The sequence below is a fragment of the Mesorhizobium sp. Mes31 genome (genome assembly GCF_024519675.1).
Taxonomy (GTDB): domain Bacteria; phylum Pseudomonadota; class Alphaproteobacteria; order Rhizobiales; family Rhizobiaceae; genus Mesorhizobium.
In genome coordinates, this window is sequence record NZ_JALJRL010000001.1 from 410648 (window position 1) to 431873 (window position 21226).

The following is a 21226-nucleotide window of genomic DNA, read 5'->3' on the forward strand; positions in this document are numbered from 1 at the left end:
GCGGGGCATTCCAGGAGAAACAATGTCAGCTGCAAATCCCACTCGCGATGATTTCGCGAGCCTGCTCGAAGAATCTTTTACCGCCGGCCATTCCGGCGAAGGCCAGGTCGTCAAGGGCATCATCACCGCCATTGAAAAAGACATGGCGATCATCGATGTCGGCCTCAAGGTCGAAGGCCGCGTGCCGCTGAAGGAATTCGGCGTCAAGGGCAAGGACACGACGCTGAAGGTCGGCGACACGGTCGAGGTCTATGTCGAGCGCATCGAGAACGCGCTTGGCGAAGCGATGCTTTCCCGTGAGAAGGCCCGCCGCGAAGAGAGCTGGGTCCGTCTCGAAGAGAAGTTCACCAAGGGTGAGCGCGTCGAAGGCGTCATCTTCAACCAGGTCAAGGGCGGCTTCACCGTCGACCTCGACGGCGCCGTGGCCTTCCTGCCGCGCAGCCAGGTCGATATCCGCCCGATCCGCGACGTCTCCCCGCTGATGCACAACCCGCAGCCCTTCGAGATCCTCAAGATGGATCGCCGCCGCGGCAACATCGTGGTGTCGCGCCGCACCGTGCTCGAGGAGAGCCGCGCCGAACAGCGTTCGGAAATCGTGCAGAACCTCGAAGAAGGCCAGGTGGTCGAAGGCGTCGTCAAGAACATCACCGACTACGGTGCGTTCGTCGACCTCGGCGGCATCGACGGCCTGCTGCACGTCACCGACATGGCATGGCGCCGCGTCAACCATCCGACCGAAATCCTCAACATCGGTCAGACGGTCAAGGTGCAGATCATCCGCATCAACCAGGAAACCCACCGCATCTCGCTCGGCATGAAGCAGCTCGAGAGCGATCCGTGGTCCGAGATCGGCACCAAGTTCCCGATCGGCAAGAAGATCAAGGGCACCGTCACCAACATCACCGACTACGGCGCGTTCGTCGAGCTGGAGCCGGGCATCGAGGGTCTCATCCACGTTTCGGAAATGTCGTGGACGAAGAAGAACGTGCATCCCGGCAAGATCCTGTCGACGACGCAGGAAGTCGACGTGGTGGTGCTCGAGGTCGATCCGGCCAAGCGCCGCATCTCGCTCGGCCTCAAGCAGACGCTGGAAAACCCGTGGGAAGCCTTCGCGCGGACCCATCCGGTCGGCAGCCAGGTCGAGGGCGAGGTCAAGAACAAGACCGAGTTCGGCCTGTTCATCGGCCTGGAAGGCGACGTGGACGGCATGGTGCACCTCTCCGACCTCGACTGGACCCGTCCGGGCGAGCAGGTCATCGAAGAGTACAACCGCGGCGACATGGTCAAGGCGCAGGTGCTCGACGTCGACATCGAGAAGGAACGCATCTCGCTCGGCATCAAGCAGCTGGCCAAGGATACGGTCGGCGAAGCAGCGACTTCAGGCGAACTGCGCAAGAACGCCGTCGTCACCTGCGAAGTCATCGGCGTCAAGGATGGCGGTCTGGAAGTGCGGCTGGTCGACAGCGGCATCGAGACCTTCATCAAGCGCTCCGATCTGAGCCGCGACCGCGACGAGCAGCGCCCCGAGCGCTTCACCGTCGGCCAGAAGGTCGATGCCCGCGTCATCGCCTTCGACAAGAAGACCCGCAAGCTGCAGGTCTCGATCAAGGCGCTGGAAATCGCCGAAGAGAAGGAAGCGGTCGCCCAGTACGGCTCGACCGATTCCGGCGCTTCGCTGGGCGATATCCTGGGCGCCGCGCTGAAGAAGCAGGGCAGCTAAGCATCGGCTGCCGCCGCGCACTCGCGCGGCGATCAACGAAAACCCCGCCGGATCGCTCCGGCGGGGTTTTTCTTTACGGTAAGATAAACTTCCTCGCGTATTTGCCTGTGGTCCGCGAGGGAGGCTTTTCATGCGCTATGGCGACGATCGTTCCACCGAGGGATCGTCGTGGTTGCTGCGTCTTTACATCAGGTCGCCGGCCTTTTTCTGCTATTGCGCAATGGCGATCTTGATGACCGTTCTGTGGTCCCTGGACTTCCGGCTCAATGGCGACGCGGACGACCTCCTGAAAATGCATGAAATCCGTACCTTGCTTGAAACGGGCAACATCTTCGACCGGACGATGCCCGGTATTGTCCAACCAGAGCCCTATATCTCGCATTGGCCATGGATCGTGGACCTGCCCTATGCCGCCTTCGCGCGCCTGCTCGCGCCGTTTGCCGGCTTCGAGCCGGCGCTGATGCTTGCAAGCTTTGCGGTTCCGCTGTTGCTGCTTGCGCCGGCGCTCTATTTCTACAATCGATTGGTGATCGCCACTGGCTTTGCCTACCCGGCCGTTGCATTGCCGCTGGCTTTGATCTTTGCCGTGCGCACCTTTTTCGAATACGCCCCCGGACGGATCGACTATCACAATCTGCAGATATTGCTGCTGCTTGCGGCCCTGGTGTTGATGATGTCGCCGAGCCGCTTTTCAGCCTTCGTCAACGGGCTGCTGGCGGCCCTGGCAATTGCCGTCAGCGCCGAGTTCGCGCCGTTCTATGCTCTCGTGATGGCAGTCTACGCCTTTGACTGGATCTTTGGTCGCGAAGGCGGTGACGACAGGATCGTCGGTTTTGGGCTGGCCTTGGCCATAGGCGCGATCGGTCTGTTCGCGGCGATCGTGCCGCCTTCAGCCTATGCCGCCATCAGATGCGACACCTATTCGGCGCCGCATGTGACGGCACTGGCCGCGGCCGGGCTTTCATTTGCCATCGTGCCTTTGCTTGTCGGCCGGCGCGGCGGATGGGCAACGCGCGCGGCAATCCTGCTGGTGTTCGCGGCCGCCAGCCTGGCGGCGCTGGTGATGTTGTTCCCGCAATGCCTGGCCGGCCCTTATGGCGCGCTCGACGCCTATGTTCGCGATAACATGCTCAACAGAATTCTCCAGGAACTGAGCCTGTTTCGGCGCCCTGATTTCGTTCTGTCGGCAGGTTTTCCGAGCATGGCGCTGCTTTTTGTCGGCGCGCTTGCCCCGGTTGTCATCTGCCTCGATCCGCATGGCCGCAGCCGGCCCCACGTCATACTGGCGCTGTTCTCGCTGCTCGCGCTGGTACTGGCGATCGACTATCTCCGCTACTTTCGCTATCTCCCGGTTTTTTCCGGCATCGGCCTGATCTTCGTGCTGGCGAGTTTCCTGCCACGCGACGCCAGACTGGCCCGCTACCTGGAATCTTCCGTGCCGGTGGCATCGCGCAGATACGCGTTGATCGCCCCCGGTCTCGTCTTGTCGGGTGCAATGGCTCTATACCACCTATCGGTGAGACCATCCCAGGCAGCGGTTCCCGCCGCCGAGTTCGCCGACGGTTGCTATTTCAGTCATTTCGAGCCGCAACGGGGTTGGCCGGCAGGCGCCGTCGTTCTTTCACCACCATTGATCGGATCGCATTTTGTCGCTCTTGCCGAAGGTCCCAAGGTCGTGACGATCCCCAACCACCCTTCGGCCAAGGGCATCGAACGGAGCTATCGTTTCCTCGACCCCTCGACCGCCGACCCGCGCGCGATCCTCGATGCCTCCAAGGCGACGCATGTTGCGATTTGCGCGTGGCGCGGCCCGCCGTCGCCACAACTCGAAACCGCCTATCCATTCGCGGCGGCGCTGATGGAGGGCCACCCGCCGGCATGGTTGAGGGAGTGCACTACCGATGCGTCATCGCCACTGCGAATCTACAGCTACCGCAATCCCGATGGATCGGACGCCGGCTGCCCTGCTTCGACGCTCTCTGTTCAGGCCCTGCCGTAAAGCGGTACCAGCGTGCCGCTCATCGCCTGATTGGCCGGTGAGGCGAGATAGGCGATGGCTTCGGCCGCCGCCTCGAGGCTGACCCATTTGGTGACATCGGCGTCCGGCATGTCGGCGCGGTTCGCCGGCGTGTCTAGCGTCGACGGCGCCACGGCATTGACCAGGATGCCCTTGCCCTTGAGTTCCTCGGCCATTGCCACCGTCATTGCCGCCACAGCCGCCTTGCTCGCGGCGTAGGCAACCATGCCGCCGCCACGCCTTGGGTCGAGTCCGGCGCGCGCCGTGACGTTGACGATACGGCCCGCGGTGCCCGACACCAGCATCGAGCGCACCGCCGCGCGGCAGCACAGGAAGGCGGTGCGCGCATTGGTGTCCATCATCTCGGCAAAGGATGCCGATTCGATCTTTTCCACCGGCGCCGCGGCAAAGCCGCCGGCCAGGTGGATCGAGCCCCACAGGCCTGGAACCTGGCTGTAGAACGCCTCGACCTTGGCGGAGTCCGAGAGATCGACATTGTGCACCAGCTTGACGCGGTCATGCGCGGTGAAGGGGAAATGCGCGGGCGCGGCGGCATGGGCATTGGGCACATGGCAGATCGCGCCCTCACCCAGCAGTTTGCCGACTACCGCGCCACCAAGCGCCCCGGTTCCGCCGGTCACGACGATATGCCTGCCTTCAAGTGTTTCCGTCATCCTCGACCGCTCCTGTCATTTTTCTTCTTATGCTTATGCCGCGCCGGCGCAGAAAATCGCGCCTTTCGCGCGATCACTCAACTGAAATCTCGACATGGCAGTCGTCGCGTCTTTGCATGCATCCGCCCGCCAGCCGGCAGGGGTCCATGCAAAGCCGAGGCATGAGGCACGTTGCGCCGCCAATGCTCAATCGACGGTGATTTCGATGACGCACGGCAGTCCGGTTGCCCGCGCGCGTTTCAGCGCGTCCGCCAGGGCGTCGATGTCGGCAATGCGTTCGGCGCCGATGCCATAGGCTTCCGCCAGCTTGCAGAAGTCCGGCGGTGCCGGCGACACACCGACCGGCTCGACACCGACATCGAGCATCGAGGTTTCGATCTCGCGATAGCCGCGATTGTTCCAGACGACGAAGATGACCGGCGCCCGGGCATCGAGCGCGGCACCCAGTTCCGGCAAGGTGAACTGGAAGCCGCCGTCACCGGTCAGGCAGACGACTGGCGCGTCAGGCACGGCAAGGACGGCACCGATCGCCGCCGGCGGGCCATAGCCAAGCGCGCCAAAGCCGGTGGCGGCATTGAACCAGCCACCTGGCCGGTCATGATCGTAGTAAAGGTTGGCGGCATAGATCGGCTGCGTGGAATCGCCGACGATGATCGCGCCCGGCAGCGCATCGCGGATCATCTCGACGGCGCGTACCTGTGCCTGCAGCGTCGGATTGATCTCGGCAAAGGCTGCTTGCCGCGCAGCGGCGGCGCGCTCCGGGCCGGCTTCGTCTGCACGGACATGGCTGGTTTCCAGGAGCAGCGCTTCGAGCGCCTCGGCGCAATCGGCCTGGATCGCAACCGTCACCGGGCGGCGGGCAAGCTGGTCGGCGCCGATATCGATGCGGATCAGGTTGGCGGGCAGGACAAAACCGTCGTCGCCGTAGCCGTCATAGTCGGTCGGGCCGAATTCGGTGCCGGCGGCGATGACCAGGTCGGCTTCGGCTATCAGCGTCCGCACCGCCTTCAGGCTGGGACTGGCCGGCACGCAAAGCGGATGGCCGTGCAAGAGGCCGCGCGCATTGGCGGTCTGCACGACCGGCGCTCCGAGCCGCTCGGCAAGGTTCCGCAATGGCGCTTCGGCGCGCTTGGCGCCGCCGCCAGCAAGGATCAGCGGACGGCGCGCGGCGGCGATGAGTTTGGCCGCGCTGGCAATTGCCGCGCGATCCGGCACGGGCGGCGCGGCATTGCTCAGGACGGCAGCGATGCCGTCAGCCGGCTTGACCATGACGTCGGTCGGGATCTCGATATGCACCGGCCCTGGCCGCGACGACGAAAACAGGGCGAAGGCACGGGCGAGCGCGCCTGGCAGTTCGCCGGCTTCGGTGACGCGCTGAGAAAACAGTGCCACCTTTTCCATCATGCCGCGCTGGTCGGGCAGTTCATGCAGATGGCCGAGACCCTTGCCGAGCGTCGGCGTGGCGTTGACGCCGGAGATCACCAGCATCGGCACCGAATCGGCGCGCGCCTGACCCATGGCGGTGATGGTGTTGGTCAGCCCAGGTCCGGTGATGACGAAGGCGACGCCCGGCCTGCCGCTGGCGCGCGCATAGCCATCGGCCATGAAGCCGGCACCCTGTTCATGGCGTGGCGTGACATGGCGAATCTTCGAGCGGGCAAGTCCCCGGTAAAGCTCGACCGTGTGCACGCCGGGAATGCCGAAGACCGTGTCGACGCCATGGGCTTCGAGCAGCGAAATGAGGGCCTCGCCGACAGTCGTCCCAATGGTCGTCATTGGCGCAGCACCGGTCGCGTCAGGCAGGTCGGGCCGCCCTCGCAAGCGATGCAGAGCGCATCCGCCTCGAAGGTGGAAACCGCACAGCCGGCCGCCTGCATGGCAGCCGCCGTCCTGGCAAAGCCGGCGACAGCGATCACCTGGCGCGGCGCCGTCGGCAGCACGTTGAGACTGAGCCCGTTGGAGGCGAAGAATTCGTCGGCATCGCCCTCGACCAGCTTGATGCCGCGCGCGCGCAGCAACTGGTAGAAGGCGGCCGGCAGCAAAGGCGCGTAGACCAGCGCCAGATCGTCGGCAAGCGGACTTATCACCGACATCAGGTGCAGGCAGGCTTCCTCGCCGTGCCAGAGCGGCAGGTCGAAGCCAAAAACCGAAATGCCCTTGGGAGAGAGCAGGTTTGCCAGCTGCTGGATGCCGTCCTGGTTGGTGCGCACGCCACGGCCGACGGCCAGCGTGTTTGCATCCACCCAGACGCAGTCGCCACCCTCCACCTGGCCCGGACCATCGATGCGGCCGAGAAGGGGGATACCCATGCGCCTGTAGGCTATCTCATGCAGACCGGGCTCGGGCTGGCGCAACGCCTTGCCCATCGAGAGAATGATCGCGCCATCATCGGTCATCAGCGACGGATCATGGGTGAAGACGGAATCGGCCAGCCCGTCATCGGCGTCCGTCAGCCATTCGATCTCGGCGCCGGAGGCTGCGACCATGCTGGTCAGCTGCTCATGCTGGGCAGCGGCTTTTTGCGCATCGAAGCCGGGGCCGTAGTGCCATTCCTGCGCCTTGGCATGACGCATGGCGCTCTCGGCGGAGCGCATCAGCACGCGCTTCAGCGGTCCCGCCATCGACTGCGACCCGTATGCTTTGCCCACTCAATTCTCCCGAAGCGTCCGTTGCCGCCACTAACCACTACAGCAAGCCGTGATCAATAGTCCAAAAACCATGGTTGACGGAGGCAAGCGGAACGGTCCATCTTGAGAATGGGAACTCTGTCAGTGACGGGTAATGGGTAAAAGAATCCAGCAGCGACGAGCTCGACCGCTTTGCGGAGCGTCGAAGGGATGATGGCTCAAGGCGCCGCACCCGTACTGAAACACACGGCGCAGGACGGCGCCGCAGAAGCCATCCATGTCGAGAACCTGCACAAGAAGTTCGGTGAACTGCACGTGCTGAAGGGCGTCTCGCTGTCGGCACGGGACGGCGAGGTCATCGCCATCATCGGCGGCAGCGGCTCGGGTAAATCGACGCTGCTGCGCTGTATCAACTGCCTAGAAAACCCGACCAGCGGCATCATTCGCGTCAATGGCGAGGAGATCAAGCTGAAGGCCGACAGCCACGGCCACACCATTCCGGCCGACCGCAGGCAGATCGAACGCATCCGCTCCAAGCTCGGCATGGTGTTCCAGAATTTCAATCTGTGGAGCCACATGACGCTGATCGAAAACGTCATCGAGGTTCCGGTGCACGTGCTTGGCGTCAAGCGCGAGGTGGCCATCGCCGAGGCCGAAAAGCTGCTTGCCCGCGTCGGCCTGGCCGAAAAGCGCGACGTCTATCCGGCCTATCTGTCGGGCGGCCAGCAGCAGCGCGCCGCGATCGCTCGCGCCTTGGCCATCAATCCGCGCGTCATGCTGTTCGATGAGCCGACCTCGGCGCTCGACCCCGAACTGGTCGGCGAGGTGCTGAAGGTCATCGGCGACCTGGCACGCGAAGGCCGCACCATGGTGCTGGTCACACACGAGATGAAGTTCGCCCGCGAGGTCGCGACACACGTCGTCTATCTCTACAACGGGCTGGTCGAGGAAGAAGGACCGCCGGAGCAGATCTTCGGCGCGCCCAGATCCGAGAGGCTCAAGCAGTTCATCCGCAACATCGGCTAGGAACAGGCCGCGACGGAAGAAAACCGGGAACCAACAACAAACTGGGAGTCGTTACAATGAAGACTGTTCTGAAGACATTCGCCGCAGCGCTGCTGCTGGGCGTCGCCGCCATGGGCGTAGCCAAGGCCGATCCGGTCAAGATCGGCGTCGCCGCCGAACCCTATCCGCCCTTCACTTCGCCGGATGCGTCCGGCAAATGGGTCGGCTGGGAGATCGATTTCATCGACGCCGTCTGTGCCGAAGAAAAGCTCGACTGCGTTATCACCCCCGTCGCCTGGGACGGCATCATTCCGGCCCTGACGACCAAGAAGATCGACGTCATCGCCAGTTCGATGTCGATCACCGAGGAGCGCAAGAAGACGATCGACTTCTCCGACAAGTACTACAACACCCCGACGGCGATCATCGGGCCAAAGGACCAGAAGTTCGGCTCCGCTCCGGACGACCTCAAGGGCAAAGTCATCGGGGTCCAGGTGTCGACGGTGCATGCCGTGTACGCCAAGAAGCACTTCACCGGGGCGCAGGAAATCAAGGAATACCAGACCCAGGACGAGGCCAACCAGGATCTCGCCGCCGGCCGTCTCGACGCGGTACAGGCCGATTCCATCGCGCTTGGCGAATTCCTCAAGTCGGACCAGGGCAAGGCCTGCTGCGATCTGAAGGGCATGGTGGCTCCGGACGATGAAGTGCTCGGACCGGGCGTCGGCGCGGGCGTGCGCAAGGAAGACACCGACCTGAAGGAAAAGATCAACGCCGGCATCAAGGCCATTCGCGCCAACGGCAAATATGACGAGATCTCGAAGAAGTACTTCGATTTCGACATTTACGGCGGCGGCGGCGCGCAGTCGAACTGATCGGCAAGCCTGGGCTCGTGACCGCGCGGCGCGTCTTGCACCGCGCGGTTTCGCCTGAACCTCTCCACGCACGCTTTCGCTGACGAAAATGTCCAGCGGCTGACGCCAGCAATCCGGGGGCGAAGCTGATCGACGCATTTCTTTCGGCCTCGGCGGCCGGCATCATCGAACTGCTCTCGCCCTACCCACCGGGCTGGGGCGGGACGCTTTTGGTTGGGCTTCTGCATTCGATCGAGATCGCGCTGGGCGCCACCTGCCTCGGTCTCCTGATCGGCACGGGCGGCGCCTATGGCAAGCTCTATGGCGGCCCGGTGGTGCGCGATCTGCTGGCGGTCTACACCACCGTCGTGCGCGCCGTACCCGAACTTGTGCTGATCCTGCTGCTCTATTATGCGGGAACCGACCTGATCAACCAGGCACTGGCGGCAATGGGCTATCAGCGCATCGACATCAGCGGCCTTGCCGCAGGTATCGCCGTGCTCGGCTTCGTCCAGGGCGCCTATTCGACCGAGGTGATCCGCGGCGCGATCCTGGCCATTCCGCAAGGCCAGATCGAAGCCGCCCGCGCCTATGGAATGTCTCCCGGCCTTCTGCTGCGGCGCATTACGTTGCCGGCAATGCTGCCCTTCGCCATACCGGGTCTTGCCAATCTCTGGCTCATCGCCACCAAGGATACCGCCCTCTTGGCGGTCGTCGGTTTCTACGAACTGGCGCTGGCAACGCGGCAGGCCGCGGGCGTCACCAAGGCCTATTTCACCTTCTTTTTCGCAGCAGGCGTGCTTTATCTGCTGCTGTCGCTGTTTTCCAATCTGATCATCGGCCGTGTGGAGGCCTGGTCCCGGCGTGGCATGCCTTCGCTCAAGGAAGCACGCTGATGGCCAACGAAGCGGCCATCATCAACGTCGTCGCGCGAACGTCGCTATGGCTGCAGCCGCACCGCATCTTGCTGATCCTGATCGCGCTGGGGCTGGTTCTGAGCGCCGCCTTCTTCATGCGCTGGGACTGGTTGCCGCAATATTATGAAATGGGATTGGTCGGCATCTGGCGCTCGCTGTGGATCCTGGCCGTCACCTGCATCCTGGGCTTCCTGTTCGCGGTGCCGCTCGGGCTGGCGCAGGCCACCGGCTCGTTCTGGTTCGCGGCACCCGCCAACGCTTTCTGCACGATCATCCGGGGAACGCCGCTGCTGATCCAGCTGTGGCTGCTCTACTACGGCCTGGGCTCGCTGTTTCCGCAGTACCCATGGATCCGCGAATCCTGGATGTGGCCATATCTGCGGCAGGCATGGCCCTATGGCGTGCTGGCGCTGACCTTGTCCTTCGCCGGCTATGAGGGCGAGGTGATGCGCGGTGCGTTTGCCGGCGTTCCCAAGGGGCAATTGGAAGCCGCGCGCGCCTTCGGCATGAGCCGCTGGAAGATCTTCCGGCGCATCTGGCTGCCGCAGGCCTTCTACCGGGCGCTGCCGACTCTGACCGGCGAGACCGTGCTGCAGTTGAAATCGACGCCGCTGGTGGCGACGATCAGCGTCATCGACATCTTCGCCGTTTCGTCGAAGGTGCGGCAGGACACCTACCTCACCTACGAACCCTTGCTGCTGCTGGCGCTGATCTACATGACGATCACCGGCATTCTGGTCTTCGCCTTCAGCAGGATCGAGGCGCGGATCCCCAATAAAATTGGGTAGAAGCGAATAGCGAATAGCGAGTAGTAATCGGGGACCGGGGAGGCGCGATGGCCGACAGCTCGCCATTCCCCTATTCGCTATTCCCTATTCGCTACTCACTCAGGAACTCATCGTGATGCAACTCAGTCTCGACCAGGCCAAAGGACTGTGCCGAATGGCGGCGCTTGGCGCCGGTGCCAACGAAGAAGCGGCGCAATCGCTCACCGCCTCGATCATATCAGCCGAGGCGGAAGGGCTTTCGACCGTCGGGCTGTCCCATTTCATCGACTACCTCGAGGCGCTGGAAGCCGGACGCATTGACGGCAATGCCGACCCAGTGATCACCCGGCCGGCACTGGCGATCTATCTCTCCGACGCGCGCGGCGGTCTGGCGCATACCGGTTTCGACCGCACCATCGACGATCTTGCCAAGGCCGCGCGGTTGTTCGGCGTCGCCATCTTCTCGCAGAAGAATGCCTATACATGCGGCGCGCTCGGCTATTTCACCGGAAGGCTGGCAGCGCAGGGGCTGGTGTCGTTCGCCGCCACCAACGGCCCGGCCATTCTCGCCGGCTCGGGCTCGGTCAAGCCGGTCTACTGCACCAACCCGATGTCGTTTGCCGCCCCTGCCGCCGACGGCGCGCCGCTGGTCATCGACCAGTCGTCGAGCGCCACCGCTTTCGTCAACATCCGCAAGGCGGCGGAAGACGGCAAGAAGATCCCCGAAGGCTGGGCGCTGGACGCCAGCGGCAACCCGACCACCGATCCGGCCGCCGCCATGAAAGGCGCCATGCTCGCCTTCGGCGGCCAGCGCGGCGCCAACATCGCCCTGATGGTCGAAGTGCTGGCGGCCGGCCTGTCGGGCGCCAACTGGTCACTCGACGCGCCATGGTTCACCGGCGGAGCTGAGAGCCCCGGCACGGGGTTGTTCGTGCTTGCCGTCGAGCCCAAGCTGCTCGACCCGGACTTCGAGCAGCGGATGAAGGACCAGCTCGACCGGCTGCGCCGGCGCTATGGCGTGCATGTGCCCGGCCGCGCCCGCGCCGAGGCCGCCGAGAGAGCGCAAGCGCGCGGCATCACCGCGTCCAAGGCGGTGGTGCAGCGCATTTCCGAGTTCGCAGCGCGTTATTCTTCCTGAATAGTCTTATTTATCAGATAGTTATCTGAAGTCCGCCTGACCATGGCGTGACTCGGCGTGATTTTTTGTTCGCGCCGCTGAACCTTTTTGCGCGTTGCGACGACCCAGCTTTGTCCAGGGCAAGGCGAGCTTGCCCGATCCAAACCGAGGGAAACAGCAAACCGAAAGCGAAAGCCTGCTTCACGCGGAGGATGTTGCCTCTGCGCCTCGGAAACTCAACCTAAATCAAAAGGAAAATTGCCATGACCAACACCAAAATCACCATGCTCACCGCGGTTCTTCTTCTCGGCTCGTTCATGGGCGCCACCCAGGCCGCCACCTTGAAGGCCGCGCCGGTGAAACCGTCCGCGCCCGGCGTCATCACCGCTCCGAGCGGCGGCGCCACCGAGGACCATTACTGCAAGAACGGCCATGCGAAATTCGCCAATTGCAGCGCCGATTTCATCGCGGCCTGCAAGAAGATCGGTGGCACCATGTCGGATGTTCAGGGCTGGGGTGGGCGTACTTGCTTCACGCCCTCCTGATACCGTCTCAGGTCAGGCCGCTCCGTCGGCCCCTGGCTTCGCATGATGTCATCCGGAAAACCCCGCTTCGGCGGGGTTTTCTGCGTTCGGCGGCATTTTCATTGCCGTCGGCCAGCCGCCTTTGCCGGCCTGTCGTGCTGCTGGTCACTGTCTGGTTTCACTGGGTCACCATGGCCAGGGTTTTTCGGGGGCCGAAAAGTCACTTTTGTGGGCCGCGATCCTGCTGTTCTTCGTCATTCGCGGCGGCAACCGCCATTCGGCCGACGCCTGCGTCGGCAAGGCGTTCTGACAAGGTCGAAACAGGGGCGACAGCGACGACGCGTCACCCTTTGCCTTTGGCGCAAAACCGACTATGAAACGGCTTCAGCCAAGCCATCTGGAACGTGCGCCGGAGCCAGCCATGACCGAAATCCTGCAGACCCCAAAGCTCGTTGTCGTCTTTGGCGGGTCAGGCTTTGTCGGCCGCCATGTCGTGCGCGCGCTGGCCAAGCGCGGCTATCGCATCCGGGTCGCCTGCCGGCGGCCCGATCTTGCCGGCCATTTGCAGCCGCTCGGCAATGTTGGCCAGATCCAGCCGGTGCAGGCCAATGTGCGCATGCGCTGGTCGGTCGACCGCGCCGTGCAAGGCGCCGACCATGTCGTCAACCTGGTCGCCATCCTGCATGAGACCGGGCGCCAGAAATTCGCCTCGGTGCACGAATTCGGTTCCCGCGCCGTGGCCGAAGCGGCGCGCGCCGTCGGCGCCGGCCTGACCCATGTTTCCGCGCTTGGCGCCGATGCGGACTCCGAATCGGACTACGCACGCACCAAGGCGCTTGGCGAAAAAGCTGTCCTGGAGACGATCAAGGACGCCGTCATCTTCCGGCCGTCGATCAACTTCGGCCCGGAGGACGAGTTCTTCAACCGCTTCGCCAATATGGCGCGCTATTCGCCGGTGCTGCCGCTGATCGGCGGTGGCCAGACCAAGTTCCAGCCGGTCTATGTCGGCGACGTCGCCGAAGCCGTGGCGCGCTCGGTCGACGGCAAAGTTGCCGGCGGCCAGATCTACGAACTCGGCGGGCCGAAGGTGCTGACCTTCAAGGAGTGCATGCAGGAACTGCTCGAAGTGATCGAGCGCAAGCGCCTCTTGGTGCCGGTGCCGTGGTGGGTGGCGAACATCCAGGCCTCGATCCTCGGTCTGCTGCCCAACCCGTTGCTGACCAAGGACCAGGTGGTGCAACTTCGCGAGCACAACATCGTTTCCGACGCGGCGACCAAGGCCAACCGGACATTGGCGGGGCTCGGCATCCAGCCGCAATCGATCGGCTCGATCCTGCCGAGCTATCTCTGGCGGTTCCGCGCCGCCGGTCAGTTCCAGCAGCGCAAGCCCGTAGCATAAGCCCTGGGCGTTGAGATTCAGGTCAGGCCGAGCGTTCGCGGGCCGGCATTACCTGAATATCAGCATGCCTAGCGAGGCGTGACCTGCATGGGCAGGCCGCCTTGCGGCTGCGTGGTCAGTTTCTGCACCGGCCAGGGCTTGGTCTCGGCCGTGGTGTCGAAGCGGAAGCGCGACAGCATGATGGCGAGCGCGATGATCGCCTCCTGCATGGCGAAGCTGGCGCCGATGCAGACGCGCGGGCCCGCGCCGAACGGCAGATACTGGAAGCGATCGATCTTTTCGCGGTTTCCCGGGTGGAACCGTTCCGGCAGGAAGGCGTCGGGCCTGTCCCAAAGCTTCCGGTGACGGTGGACGACCCACGGCATCACCAGGACGGCCGCGTGCTTCGGGATGTAAAGATCCTTCCACATCTCCGGCACGATCGGCTCGCGGTTGATCGATGGCGCCGGCGGATAGAGCCTGAGCGCCTCGTCGAAAGCGGCGCGGGTCAAAGGCATGGCGTCCAGCCACTTCGTCGGGTCGGGCTCGCGCGCCAGCACCTGGTCGATCTCACGCTCGATCCTGTCGCGCTCCCAAGGGGACTCCGCGAGACAATAGAGCGTCCAGCCGAGTGCACGCGCCGTCGTCTCATGGCCGGCGCCGATGAAGGTGATGATGTTGTCCTCGACCTCGGCCCGCGTCAGTCCCTCCGGCCCCTCCGCCTTGAGCAGCAGCGTCAGGAAATCCTGCGGTACGCCACCGGGATCGCGCTTCACTCTGTCTTCGCGCATCTTGACCGTGTCCGTCACGATCTTGCGGAAATAGGCCATGGTCTTGCGACCGCGGATGCGGGTCAGGCGTGGCAGCCAGTCGGGGGCACGCAACAGGTCGAGCGGATCGACGCGGCCCATGGTCTCGAACAGGCGGTCGATCTCGTTGGCGAAACTGCCCGGCTCGCCAGCGATCTCGCCGGAGAACAGCGTCTCGGCCAGAATGTCGTAGGTCAGCAGGGTCATGTCATGGGCGATGTCGGACGTGCAGCCATCTTCATAGCGGGTGACGAACTCCTGCGTGCGCCTGAGCATCGGCTGGGCAAAGCCGAAAATGTGGCGCGGCGTGAACACCGGCGCCATCGCCTTGCGCGACCGCTTCCAGACCTCGCCCTCGGCGGTCAGCAGGCCGTCGCGCAGGATCGGCCGCAGGATCTTCTGGCGCACCGTCGCCATCTTGTAGTTCCTGGCGTTGTCGACCAGCACATGGCGGATGAGGCCCGGATCGTTGGCAATGACCAGATGTCCACCAACCCCATTCACCGATATCCAGGGCTCGTTGTAGGTCGGCTCGCCCCACAGTTCGAGCGGATTGCGATAGACGATGCGGATCATCTCCAGCGTCGAAGGCGGCGACGTGCGCGGCTTCGGTGCGGGGGGAACAAAGGGGGCGGGCTGGGTGTCCATCATGTGCTCCGCTGATACACCAATGTAGTGGCTGGCAATCCAGGCGTCCATGTGGCCGAACAGCAAGGCACAAGCCGCGCGACCGGGACGTCGTGGCGGACAGCCTGTTCATCCGATCGTGACCGCCGCGCGCGAGGTCCCGCCTTGTCCACCACGACGCTCTGCCGTAGTGACAGTTACCAACAGATACCGCCAAACGAAGGAGCCGTCCTTGAAGCACCAGCTGAACATCATCATCGGCAGCACGCGGCCGGGCCGCGCCGGACCGGTATTTGCGCACTGGCTGGAGACATTCGCGCGCGAGCACGGGAAATTCGAACCGGTGCTGACCGACATCGCCGCGTTCAACCTGCCGGTGCTGGACGAACCGCATCACCCGAAGCTCGGCAACTACCAGAACGATCATACCAAGGCCTGGTCGAAGGCGATCGATGCCGCCGACGCCTTTGTGTTCGTGGCGCCGGAGTACAATTACTTCGTGGCACCCGCGATCGTCAACGCCGTCGACTATCTGGCGCGCGAATGGAAATACAAACCCGCCGCAATCCTCAGCTATGGCGGCGTCTCCGGTGGCCTGCGCGCGGCGCAAGCTCTCAAGCCGCTGCTGACCTCGGTCGGCATCATGCCGATCCCCGAAGGGGTTTCCTTGCCGCTGTACCAGAAACTGCTCGAAAACGATGGCTCCTTCCAGGCCAGTGAGCAGGTGCGGGGCGGAGCAAAGGCCATGCTCGACGAGCTGTTACGCTGGAGCGAGGCGTTGAAGCCGATGCGCGCTGGCTGAACGAGCTGGTCCAGCCAAAAGCCCGGCTTGCTCATGCCATAAAGAGGTGGAATGTTCGCGCAAATGAAGGAGCCGGGGGCGGTTCGACTTGCGCTTGCTGTTTGCCTTGCTGCTGATCCTGTCGGCGACCGCCACTGCGATGGCGGAGCGGCGCGTGGCTCTGGTGATTGCCGCTGACGACTACCGCCTGGTCCGGCCGCTCGCCAATCCCGTCCATGACGGCGAGGCCATGGAAGCGGCGCTGAAGAAGCTCGGTTTCGAGGTCGTTCTCGAAACCAACCGCGATCTCAGGCGCATGCGTCGGGCGCTCGATGATTTTCGCCAGGACGCCAAGGGCGCCGACGTGGCGCTGGTCTACTTCTCCGGCCACGGCGTCGAAATCTCCGGCGACAACCGGCTGCTGCCGATCGATGCCGATGCCTCTTCCCTCGATGCGCTGGAAAAGACCAGCCTGCCGCTGGAGGAGGTGCGCGACGCAGTCGCCGCCACCGCCAAGGTCGGGCTGATCGTGCTCGACGCCTGCCGCAGCGATCCGTTCTCAGGCACGGTGAGCGAAGGGCGTGGCGCGACATCGCTGGCCAAGGATGTCGCCGACAAGGTCAAGCCGGGCCTCGGACGCATTGGCCGCGCCGAAAACATCCTGTTCGCCTTTTCGGCCGCACCCGGCGAGACGGCCGCCGACGGAACCGGCCGGAATTCGCCATTCACCACAGCGCTGGCCAAATATCTCGGCACCGATGGCCTCGAGATCCGTTCGGTGCTGACCTTGGTCCAGCAGGAGGTCTACGACCTGTCGCGTGGAAAGCAGCTGCCCTATGTCGAGAGCGGCCTGCCGAAACTGTTCTTTGCCGCCTCGGCCAAGGAGCCGTTGCCGGAACGCGAGCGCCTGCTGCTCGCCATGGCCGATGTGACACCGCAAATGCGCGGCGAAGTCGAACAGATCGCCAGCGATGCCGACATGCCGCTGGCACCACTCTATGGCGCGCTGATCAGTGCAGATGCCAGCCATTTGTCGGCCGACAGCCTGAATGCCAGGCTGCGCGAGGCGGCCGATGCCTTCGTCAAGGTGCGCAGCGAAATGAAGACGCTCGCCTCCGACGATCCGCAGGTGACCGAACTGCGCCGGCAGGCCGAGGAACAGCTTTCGCTCGGTGCCTTCGATGGCGCGCGTGCGATCCTCGCCAGGGCGGCCGACATCGACAATGTTTCGCGTAATGCCTTGAAGGCCAATTTCGTCAGTCGCACGCTGTCCGAAGCCGCGACGCGTTTTCTTTCCGGCGGTGCGGCGCGCGCCGACCTCGACTACGCCACCGCCATCAAGGACTATGAATCGGTTCTGGCCCTCTACGGCGAAGCCGGGCAAACCTCGCTGGCGCTGGACGACGCCGACCGTCAGATCCGCACACTGGATGAGCTCGGAAAGCTCTACACCCTTGTCGGCAACACCGATGCGGCAGGCCGCGCCTTTGCGGCGCTGGTCTCCAATCTCGAGCTGCGTTCCGGCCGCGAAGCCGATCCGAGCGTCAAGCGCGATTTCGCCGTCAGCCATATCAAGCTCGGCAACATCAGGCTGGCGCAAGGCGATCTGTCGGCCGCGCTGGAAGGCTACCAGGCGGCGAAGGCGATCTTGCGGGACCTGACCGCGGCCCGGCCGGACAAGCTGCCATGGTTCGGCGATCTGGCCATGGCCGACGACAAGATCGGCAATGTGCTGGTGACGCAAGGCGATCTGGCTGGTGCCGCGCAGGTCTACCAGGAAAGCCTGTCCATCAAGAAGCAGCTCGCCGACAACGAGCCGGACCGCGCCGAACTGCAGCGCGACCTGACCATCAGCTATGACGAGATCGGCGACCTTGCCCACGTCATGGGCCAGCTGGACAATGCGCAGGCGGCCTATGAGGAGAGCCTGAAGGTGCGGTTGGCGCTGGCCGGCAAGAAACCGCAGGATGCCGAGCGGCAGCGCGATGTCTCGGTCAGCCATGAGACGATCGGCGATCTCAAGCGCGAACGCGGCGATCCTGCAGGGGCGCTCGCGGCCTACCATGCAAGCCAGGCGATCGTCGAACAGCTGGTGAGCTGCGACCCCGACAATACCGAGCTGAAGCGCGACCTGTCGGTCGGCAACGCCAAGATCGGAAATGCGCTGAGCGATCAGGAGGACTGGCCGGCGGCGCTCGCCGCCTATCAGGATGCCCTCTCGATAGCCCGCGTGCTGGCGGCCAGTGACCCGAACAACACCGACTGGCAACGCGACCTTTCCGTCAGCCTTGAAAAGGTCGCCGGGGTTCTAGCCGCACAGGGCGACCAGAAAGGCGCCCTGAAAGCCTATATGGACAGTTTCGTCATCGCCGACCGGCTGGCCAAGCTTGATCCGGGCAATGCCGACTGGCAACGCGACCTGTCGATCACGCTGTCCGAAATCGGCATGCTCAAGGTCAAGCAGCGCGACATCAAGGGGGCGCGGCAGGCATTCCAGGATAGTCTCGATATCCGCCAGCAGCTTGCCCAGTCCGACCCGGACAACGCCACCTGGCAGCGCGACCTGGTGGTTGCCATGATCGATTACGCCCAGGTCGCCAAGAACCCCAGGGCGGTGCTTTCCCAGGCGCTCGACATGACGCAGGAGCTCGACCGCAGCGGGCGGCTGGCGCCGCGATACAAGTTCATGATCAAGTTTCTCAGGGACCGGCTGGCCAAGGCGAAATAGGGCCTGGCGGGAGCCAGTCATGGACAGCCGGCTCATTCCCCTGGAAATGGCTGCAAACCTTGGAAAAACCGCCTTTAGCGCCTATATCTAGGCAATAACAGAAGCGCGATTCGGGGCCGATTTTTCGCGCTGTACAAGCGGCATCTAGACAACAGGTTTTCATGAGCGACCAGACCGAAAACGCCAACGGCGCCGAAGCCGAATACGGCGCCGATTCCATCAAGGTTTTGAAGGGGTTGGATGCTGTCCGCAAACGCCCCGGCATGTATATCGGAGACACCGACGACGGTTCGGGCCTGCATCACATGGTCTATGAGGTGGTCGACAACGCCATCGACGAGGCGCTGGCCGGTCACGCCGACCTCGTCACCGTGACGCTCAACCCCGACGGTTCGGTGACGGTTATCGACAATGGCCGTGGCATTCCCACCGATATCCACACCGGCGAAGGCATTTCCGCGGCCGAAGTGATCATGACGCAGCTGCATGCTGGCGGCAAGTTCGACCAGAACTCCTACAAGGTGTCGGGTGGTCTGCATGGCGTCGGCGTCTCGGTGGTCAACGCCCTTTCGGCATGGCTGAAGCTCAAGATCCGCCGCAACGGCCAGATCTTCGAGATGAGCTTCACGCATGGCAATGCCGATGCGCCGCTGAAGGCGACGGGCAGCTATGAGCAGAACAAGCAGCCGGGCACCTATGAGGGACGCAGCGGCAGCCAGATCACATTCTTTCCGTCGGCCGAGACCTTCACCATGGTCGAATTCGACTTCGCCACACTGGAACACCGGCTGCGCGAGCTCGCCTTCCTCAATTCCGGCGTGCGCATCGTTTTGACCGATGCCCGCCATGCCGACATCGTGCGCCATGAGTTGCATTATGATGGCGGGCTCGAAGAGTTCGTCAAATATCTCGACCGGGTCAAGAAACCGCTGATCGACAAGCCGATCGCGATCAAGGCCGAGCGCGACGGCATCACCGTCGAAGTGGCGATGTGGTGGAACGACAGCTACCACGAGAACGTGCTGGCCTTCACCAACAACATCCCGCAGCGCGACGGCGGCACCCATCTGGCCGGTTTCCGCGGGGCGCTGACGCGCCAGGTCACCGGCTATGGCGACTCCTCGGGCCTGACCAAGAAGGAAAAGGTTTCGCTGATCGGCGACGACTGCCGCGAGGGCCTGACAGCCGTGCTTTCGGTAAAGGTTCCCGATCCGAAATTCTCGTCGCAGACCAAGGACAAGCTGGTCTCGTCGGAAGTGCGCCCGGTGGTCGAAGGGCTGGTCAACGAAGCGCTCGGCACCTGGCTGGAAGAACATCCGAGCGAGGGCAAGGTGGTCATCGAGAAGGTGATCCAGGCCGCGGCGGCGCGCGAGGCCGCGCGCAAGGCGCGCGACATCACCCGCAAGAGCTCGCTTGGCGTCACCTCGCTGCCCGGCAAGCTGGCCGACTGCCAGGAACGCGACCCGGCGAAATCCGAAATCTTCATCGTCGAGGGTGACTCGGCCGGCGGCTCGGCCAAGGGCGGCCGTTCGCGCCAGAACCAAGCCATTCTGCCTTTGCGCGGCAAGATCCTCAATGTCGAGCGGGCACGCTTCGACCGCATGCTCGGCTCCGACATGATCGGCACGCTGATCACCGCGCTCGGCACTTCGATCGGCAAGGACGAGTTCAACGCCGACAAGTTGCGCTATCACAAGATCATCCTGATGACCGACGCCGACGTCGACGGCGCCCATATCAGAACCTTGCTGCTCACCTTCTTCTTCCGGCAGATGCCGGAGCTGATCGAGCGCGGCCATCTCTACATCGCCCAGCCGCCGCTCTACAAAGTGACGCGCGGCAAGAGCTCGCAATACATCAAGGACGAGAGCGCGTTCGAGGAGTTCCTGATCGGTTCCGGGTTGGAAGAGGCGTCGCTTGCGCTCGGCTCGGGCGAAGTTCGCGCCGGGCAGGACCTGCGCAGTGCCATTGACGATGCGCTGGCCGTGCGCCAGCTCATCAACGGCCTGCACACGCGCTACAACAGAGGCGTGGTCGAGCAGGCGGCGATCGCCGGCGGCCTTAACCCGGACGTGTTTACCGACCTCGGCCGCGCCAACGCCATGGCCGAGCGTGTCGCCAAGCGCCTCGACATCATCGCCGAGGACACCGAGCGCGGCTGGACCGGCCGCATGTCGACCTCGAATGAAGGCACTGGCGGCTACGTGTTCGAGCGCACCGTGCGCAGCGTCAAGGAATACGCGCATCTCGATCTTGCGCTGATCAATTCGGCCGATGCGCGCCAGCTCGACCGCTATGCACAGCGCCTCAGCGACGTCTACGGAACGCCACCGGTGCTGCGCCGCAAGGAAGTCACCGAAACCATCTCGGGACCGCTGGCGCTGCTCAACGCGGTCTTTGCAACCGGTCGCAAGGGCCTGACCATGCAGCGCTACAAGGGTCTCGGCGAGATGAACGCCGAACAGCTCTGGGAAACCACGCTCGACCCGAATGTGCGCTCGCTGCTGCAGGTCAAGGTCAACGACGCGACCGACGCGGACAGCCTGTTCTCGCGGCTGATGGGCGACGAGGTCGAGCCAAGGCGTGAATTCATCCAGGACAACGCGCTGTCGGTGGCCAATCTGGATATCTGATCTCTGGTGTTGGCGCGCCACGGCGCGCCAATTGTTCCGCCCGTGGCA

The 21226-nt window shown here is 63.9% G+C and carries 16 protein-coding genes and 1 pseudogene; 13 read left to right on the top strand and 4 right to left on the bottom strand.

What is annotated here, in order from left to right; genetic code table 11:
* Window positions 1–22 precede the first annotated feature (22 nt).
* Window positions 23–1720 carry a 30S ribosomal protein S1 gene (rpsA, locus tag NR193_RS01860; RefSeq protein ID WP_091580884.1) on the top strand — a complete coding sequence of 566 codons (1698 nt, stop codon included), beginning with the start codon at window positions 23–25 and terminating at the stop codon, window positions 1718–1720.
* A 232-nt stretch (window positions 1721–1952) separates the two neighbouring features.
* Window positions 1953–3719: a DUF998 domain-containing protein gene (locus tag NR193_RS01865; RefSeq protein ID WP_256749187.1), complete on the top strand. Its 1767-nt coding sequence runs from the start codon at window positions 1953–1955 to the stop codon at window positions 3717–3719.
* Here the strand turns inward: NR193_RS01865 and NR193_RS01870 are convergent.
* From NR193_RS01870 to NR193_RS01880, 3 genes are all read right to left on the bottom strand, one after another.
* Window positions 3704–4411: an SDR family NAD(P)-dependent oxidoreductase gene (locus tag NR193_RS01870; protein ID WP_256749188.1), complete on the bottom strand. Its 708-nt coding sequence runs from the start codon at window positions 4409–4411 to the stop codon at window positions 3704–3706. The two genes, NR193_RS01865 and NR193_RS01870, sit on opposite strands and share 16 nt — an antisense overlap.
* Before the next feature lie 186 nt (window positions 4412–4597).
* Entirely contained in the window at window positions 4598–6187 is a 1590-nt protein-coding gene (locus tag NR193_RS01875; protein ID WP_256749189.1) for a 5-guanidino-2-oxopentanoate decarboxylase, read from the bottom strand.
* Window positions 6184–7032 (bottom strand): dimethylarginine dimethylaminohydrolase family protein, encoded by an 849-nt coding sequence (locus NR193_RS01880; RefSeq protein WP_256749331.1) that lies wholly within the window; start codon window positions 7030–7032, stop codon window positions 6184–6186. Before NR193_RS01880 ends, NR193_RS01875 begins: the two co-directional genes overlap by 4 nt.
* Before the next feature lie 216 nt (window positions 7033–7248).
* Here NR193_RS01880 and NR193_RS01885 point away from each other — a divergent pair, with 216 nt between their 5' ends.
* The 8 genes and pseudogenes from NR193_RS01885 (at window position 7249) to NR193_RS01915 (ending at window position 13621) form a co-directional block, all read left to right on the top strand.
* Entirely contained in the window at window positions 7249–8064 is an 816-nt protein-coding gene (locus tag NR193_RS01885) for an ABC transporter ATP-binding protein (protein ID WP_375162678.1), read from the top strand.
* Between the two features lie 56 nt (window positions 8065–8120).
* On the top strand, window positions 8121–8918 hold the full coding sequence (locus NR193_RS01890; protein ID WP_256749190.1) for a transporter substrate-binding domain-containing protein: 798 nt from the start codon (window positions 8121–8123) through the stop codon (window positions 8916–8918).
* 161 nt (window positions 8919–9079) lie between these two features.
* Window positions 9080–9793, top strand: a complete 714-nt coding sequence (locus NR193_RS01895; RefSeq protein WP_256749333.1) for an ABC transporter permease — start codon at window positions 9080–9082, stop codon at window positions 9791–9793.
* Complete coding sequence (locus NR193_RS01900; RefSeq protein ID WP_256749191.1) at window positions 9793–10602, top strand: ABC transporter permease; 810 nt, start codon at window positions 9793–9795, stop codon at window positions 10600–10602. Before NR193_RS01895 ends, NR193_RS01900 begins: the two co-directional genes overlap by 1 nt.
* 115 nt (window positions 10603–10717) lie before the next feature.
* Window positions 10718–11719 carry an Ldh family oxidoreductase gene (locus NR193_RS01905; protein WP_256749334.1) on the top strand — a complete coding sequence of 334 codons (1002 nt, stop codon included), beginning with the start codon at window positions 10718–10720 and terminating at the stop codon, window positions 11717–11719.
* Window positions 11720–11961: 242 nt separating this feature from the next.
* Window positions 11962–12243, top strand: a complete 282-nt coding sequence (locus tag NR193_RS01910) for a hypothetical protein (RefSeq protein WP_091580909.1) — start codon at window positions 11962–11964, stop codon at window positions 12241–12243.
* Between the two features lie 108 nt (window positions 12244–12351).
* Window positions 12352–12532: pseudogene (locus NR193_RS33605) on the top strand (DoxX family protein); the annotation flags it as partial.
* Between the two features lie 111 nt (window positions 12533–12643).
* On the top strand, window positions 12644–13621 hold the full coding sequence (locus tag NR193_RS01915; protein ID WP_256749192.1) for a complex I NDUFA9 subunit family protein: 978 nt from the start codon (window positions 12644–12646) through the stop codon (window positions 13619–13621).
* A 68-nt stretch (window positions 13622–13689) separates the two neighbouring features.
* On the opposite strand, the gene NR193_RS01920 is transcribed toward NR193_RS01915, so the two are convergent.
* A complete protein-coding gene (locus NR193_RS01920; RefSeq protein WP_256749193.1) occupies window positions 13690–15057 on the bottom strand; it encodes a cytochrome P450 in 1368 nt (455 codons plus the stop codon).
* Between the two features lie 211 nt (window positions 15058–15268).
* On the opposite strand from NR193_RS01920, the gene NR193_RS01925 reads away from it, so the two are divergent.
* From NR193_RS01925 to gyrB, 3 genes are all read left to right on the top strand, one after another.
* On the top strand, window positions 15269–15838 hold the full coding sequence (locus NR193_RS01925) for an NADPH-dependent FMN reductase (RefSeq protein ID WP_256749194.1): 570 nt from the start codon (window positions 15269–15271) through the stop codon (window positions 15836–15838).
* An 88-nt stretch (window positions 15839–15926) separates the two neighbouring features.
* The gene (locus NR193_RS01930) at window positions 15927–18545 is read left to right on the top strand and encodes a caspase family protein (RefSeq protein WP_256749195.1); all 2619 of its coding nucleotides are present in this window, start codon (window positions 15927–15929) and stop codon (window positions 18543–18545) included.
* A 161-nt stretch (window positions 18546–18706) separates the two neighbouring features.
* Window positions 18707–21178 (top strand): DNA topoisomerase (ATP-hydrolyzing) subunit B, encoded by a 2472-nt coding sequence (gene gyrB / locus NR193_RS01935; protein ID WP_256749196.1) that lies wholly within the window; start codon window positions 18707–18709, stop codon window positions 21176–21178.
* Window positions 21179–21226: the final 48 nt, after the last annotated feature.

Coding starts and splice junctions, on each gene's coding strand:
- rpsA (WP_091580884.1), top strand. CDS start 23: ATGTCAGCTGCAAATCCCACTCGCGATGATTTCGCGAGCCTGCTCGAA.
- NR193_RS01865 (WP_256749187.1), top strand. CDS start 1,953: ATGACCGTTCTGTGGTCCCTGGACTTCCGGCTCAATGGCGACGCGGAC.
- NR193_RS01870 (WP_256749188.1), bottom strand. CDS start 4,411: ATGACGGAAACACTTGAAGGCAGGCATATCGTCGTGACCGGCGGAACC.
- NR193_RS01875 (WP_256749189.1), bottom strand. CDS start 6,187: ATGACGACCATTGGGACGACTGTCGGCGAGGCCCTCATTTCGCTGCTC.
- NR193_RS01880 (WP_256749331.1), bottom strand. CDS start 7,032: ATGGCGGGACCGCTGAAGCGCGTGCTGATGCGCTCCGCCGAGAGCGCC.
- NR193_RS01885 (WP_375162678.1), top strand. CDS start 7,249: ATGATGGCTCAAGGCGCCGCACCCGTACTGAAACACACGGCGCAGGAC.
- NR193_RS01890 (WP_256749190.1), top strand. CDS start 8,121: ATGAAGACTGTTCTGAAGACATTCGCCGCAGCGCTGCTGCTGGGCGTC.
- NR193_RS01900 (WP_256749191.1), top strand. CDS start 9,793: ATGGCCAACGAAGCGGCCATCATCAACGTCGTCGCGCGAACGTCGCTA.
- NR193_RS01905 (WP_256749334.1), top strand. CDS start 10,718: ATGCAACTCAGTCTCGACCAGGCCAAAGGACTGTGCCGAATGGCGGCG.
- NR193_RS01910 (WP_091580909.1), top strand. CDS start 11,962: ATGACCAACACCAAAATCACCATGCTCACCGCGGTTCTTCTTCTCGGC.
- NR193_RS01915 (WP_256749192.1), top strand. CDS start 12,644: ATGACCGAAATCCTGCAGACCCCAAAGCTCGTTGTCGTCTTTGGCGGG.
- NR193_RS01920 (WP_256749193.1), bottom strand. CDS start 15,057: ATGGACACCCAGCCCGCCCCCTTTGTTCCCCCCGCACCGAAGCCGCGC.
- gyrB (WP_256749196.1), top strand. CDS start 18,707: ATGAGCGACCAGACCGAAAACGCCAACGGCGCCGAAGCCGAATACGGC.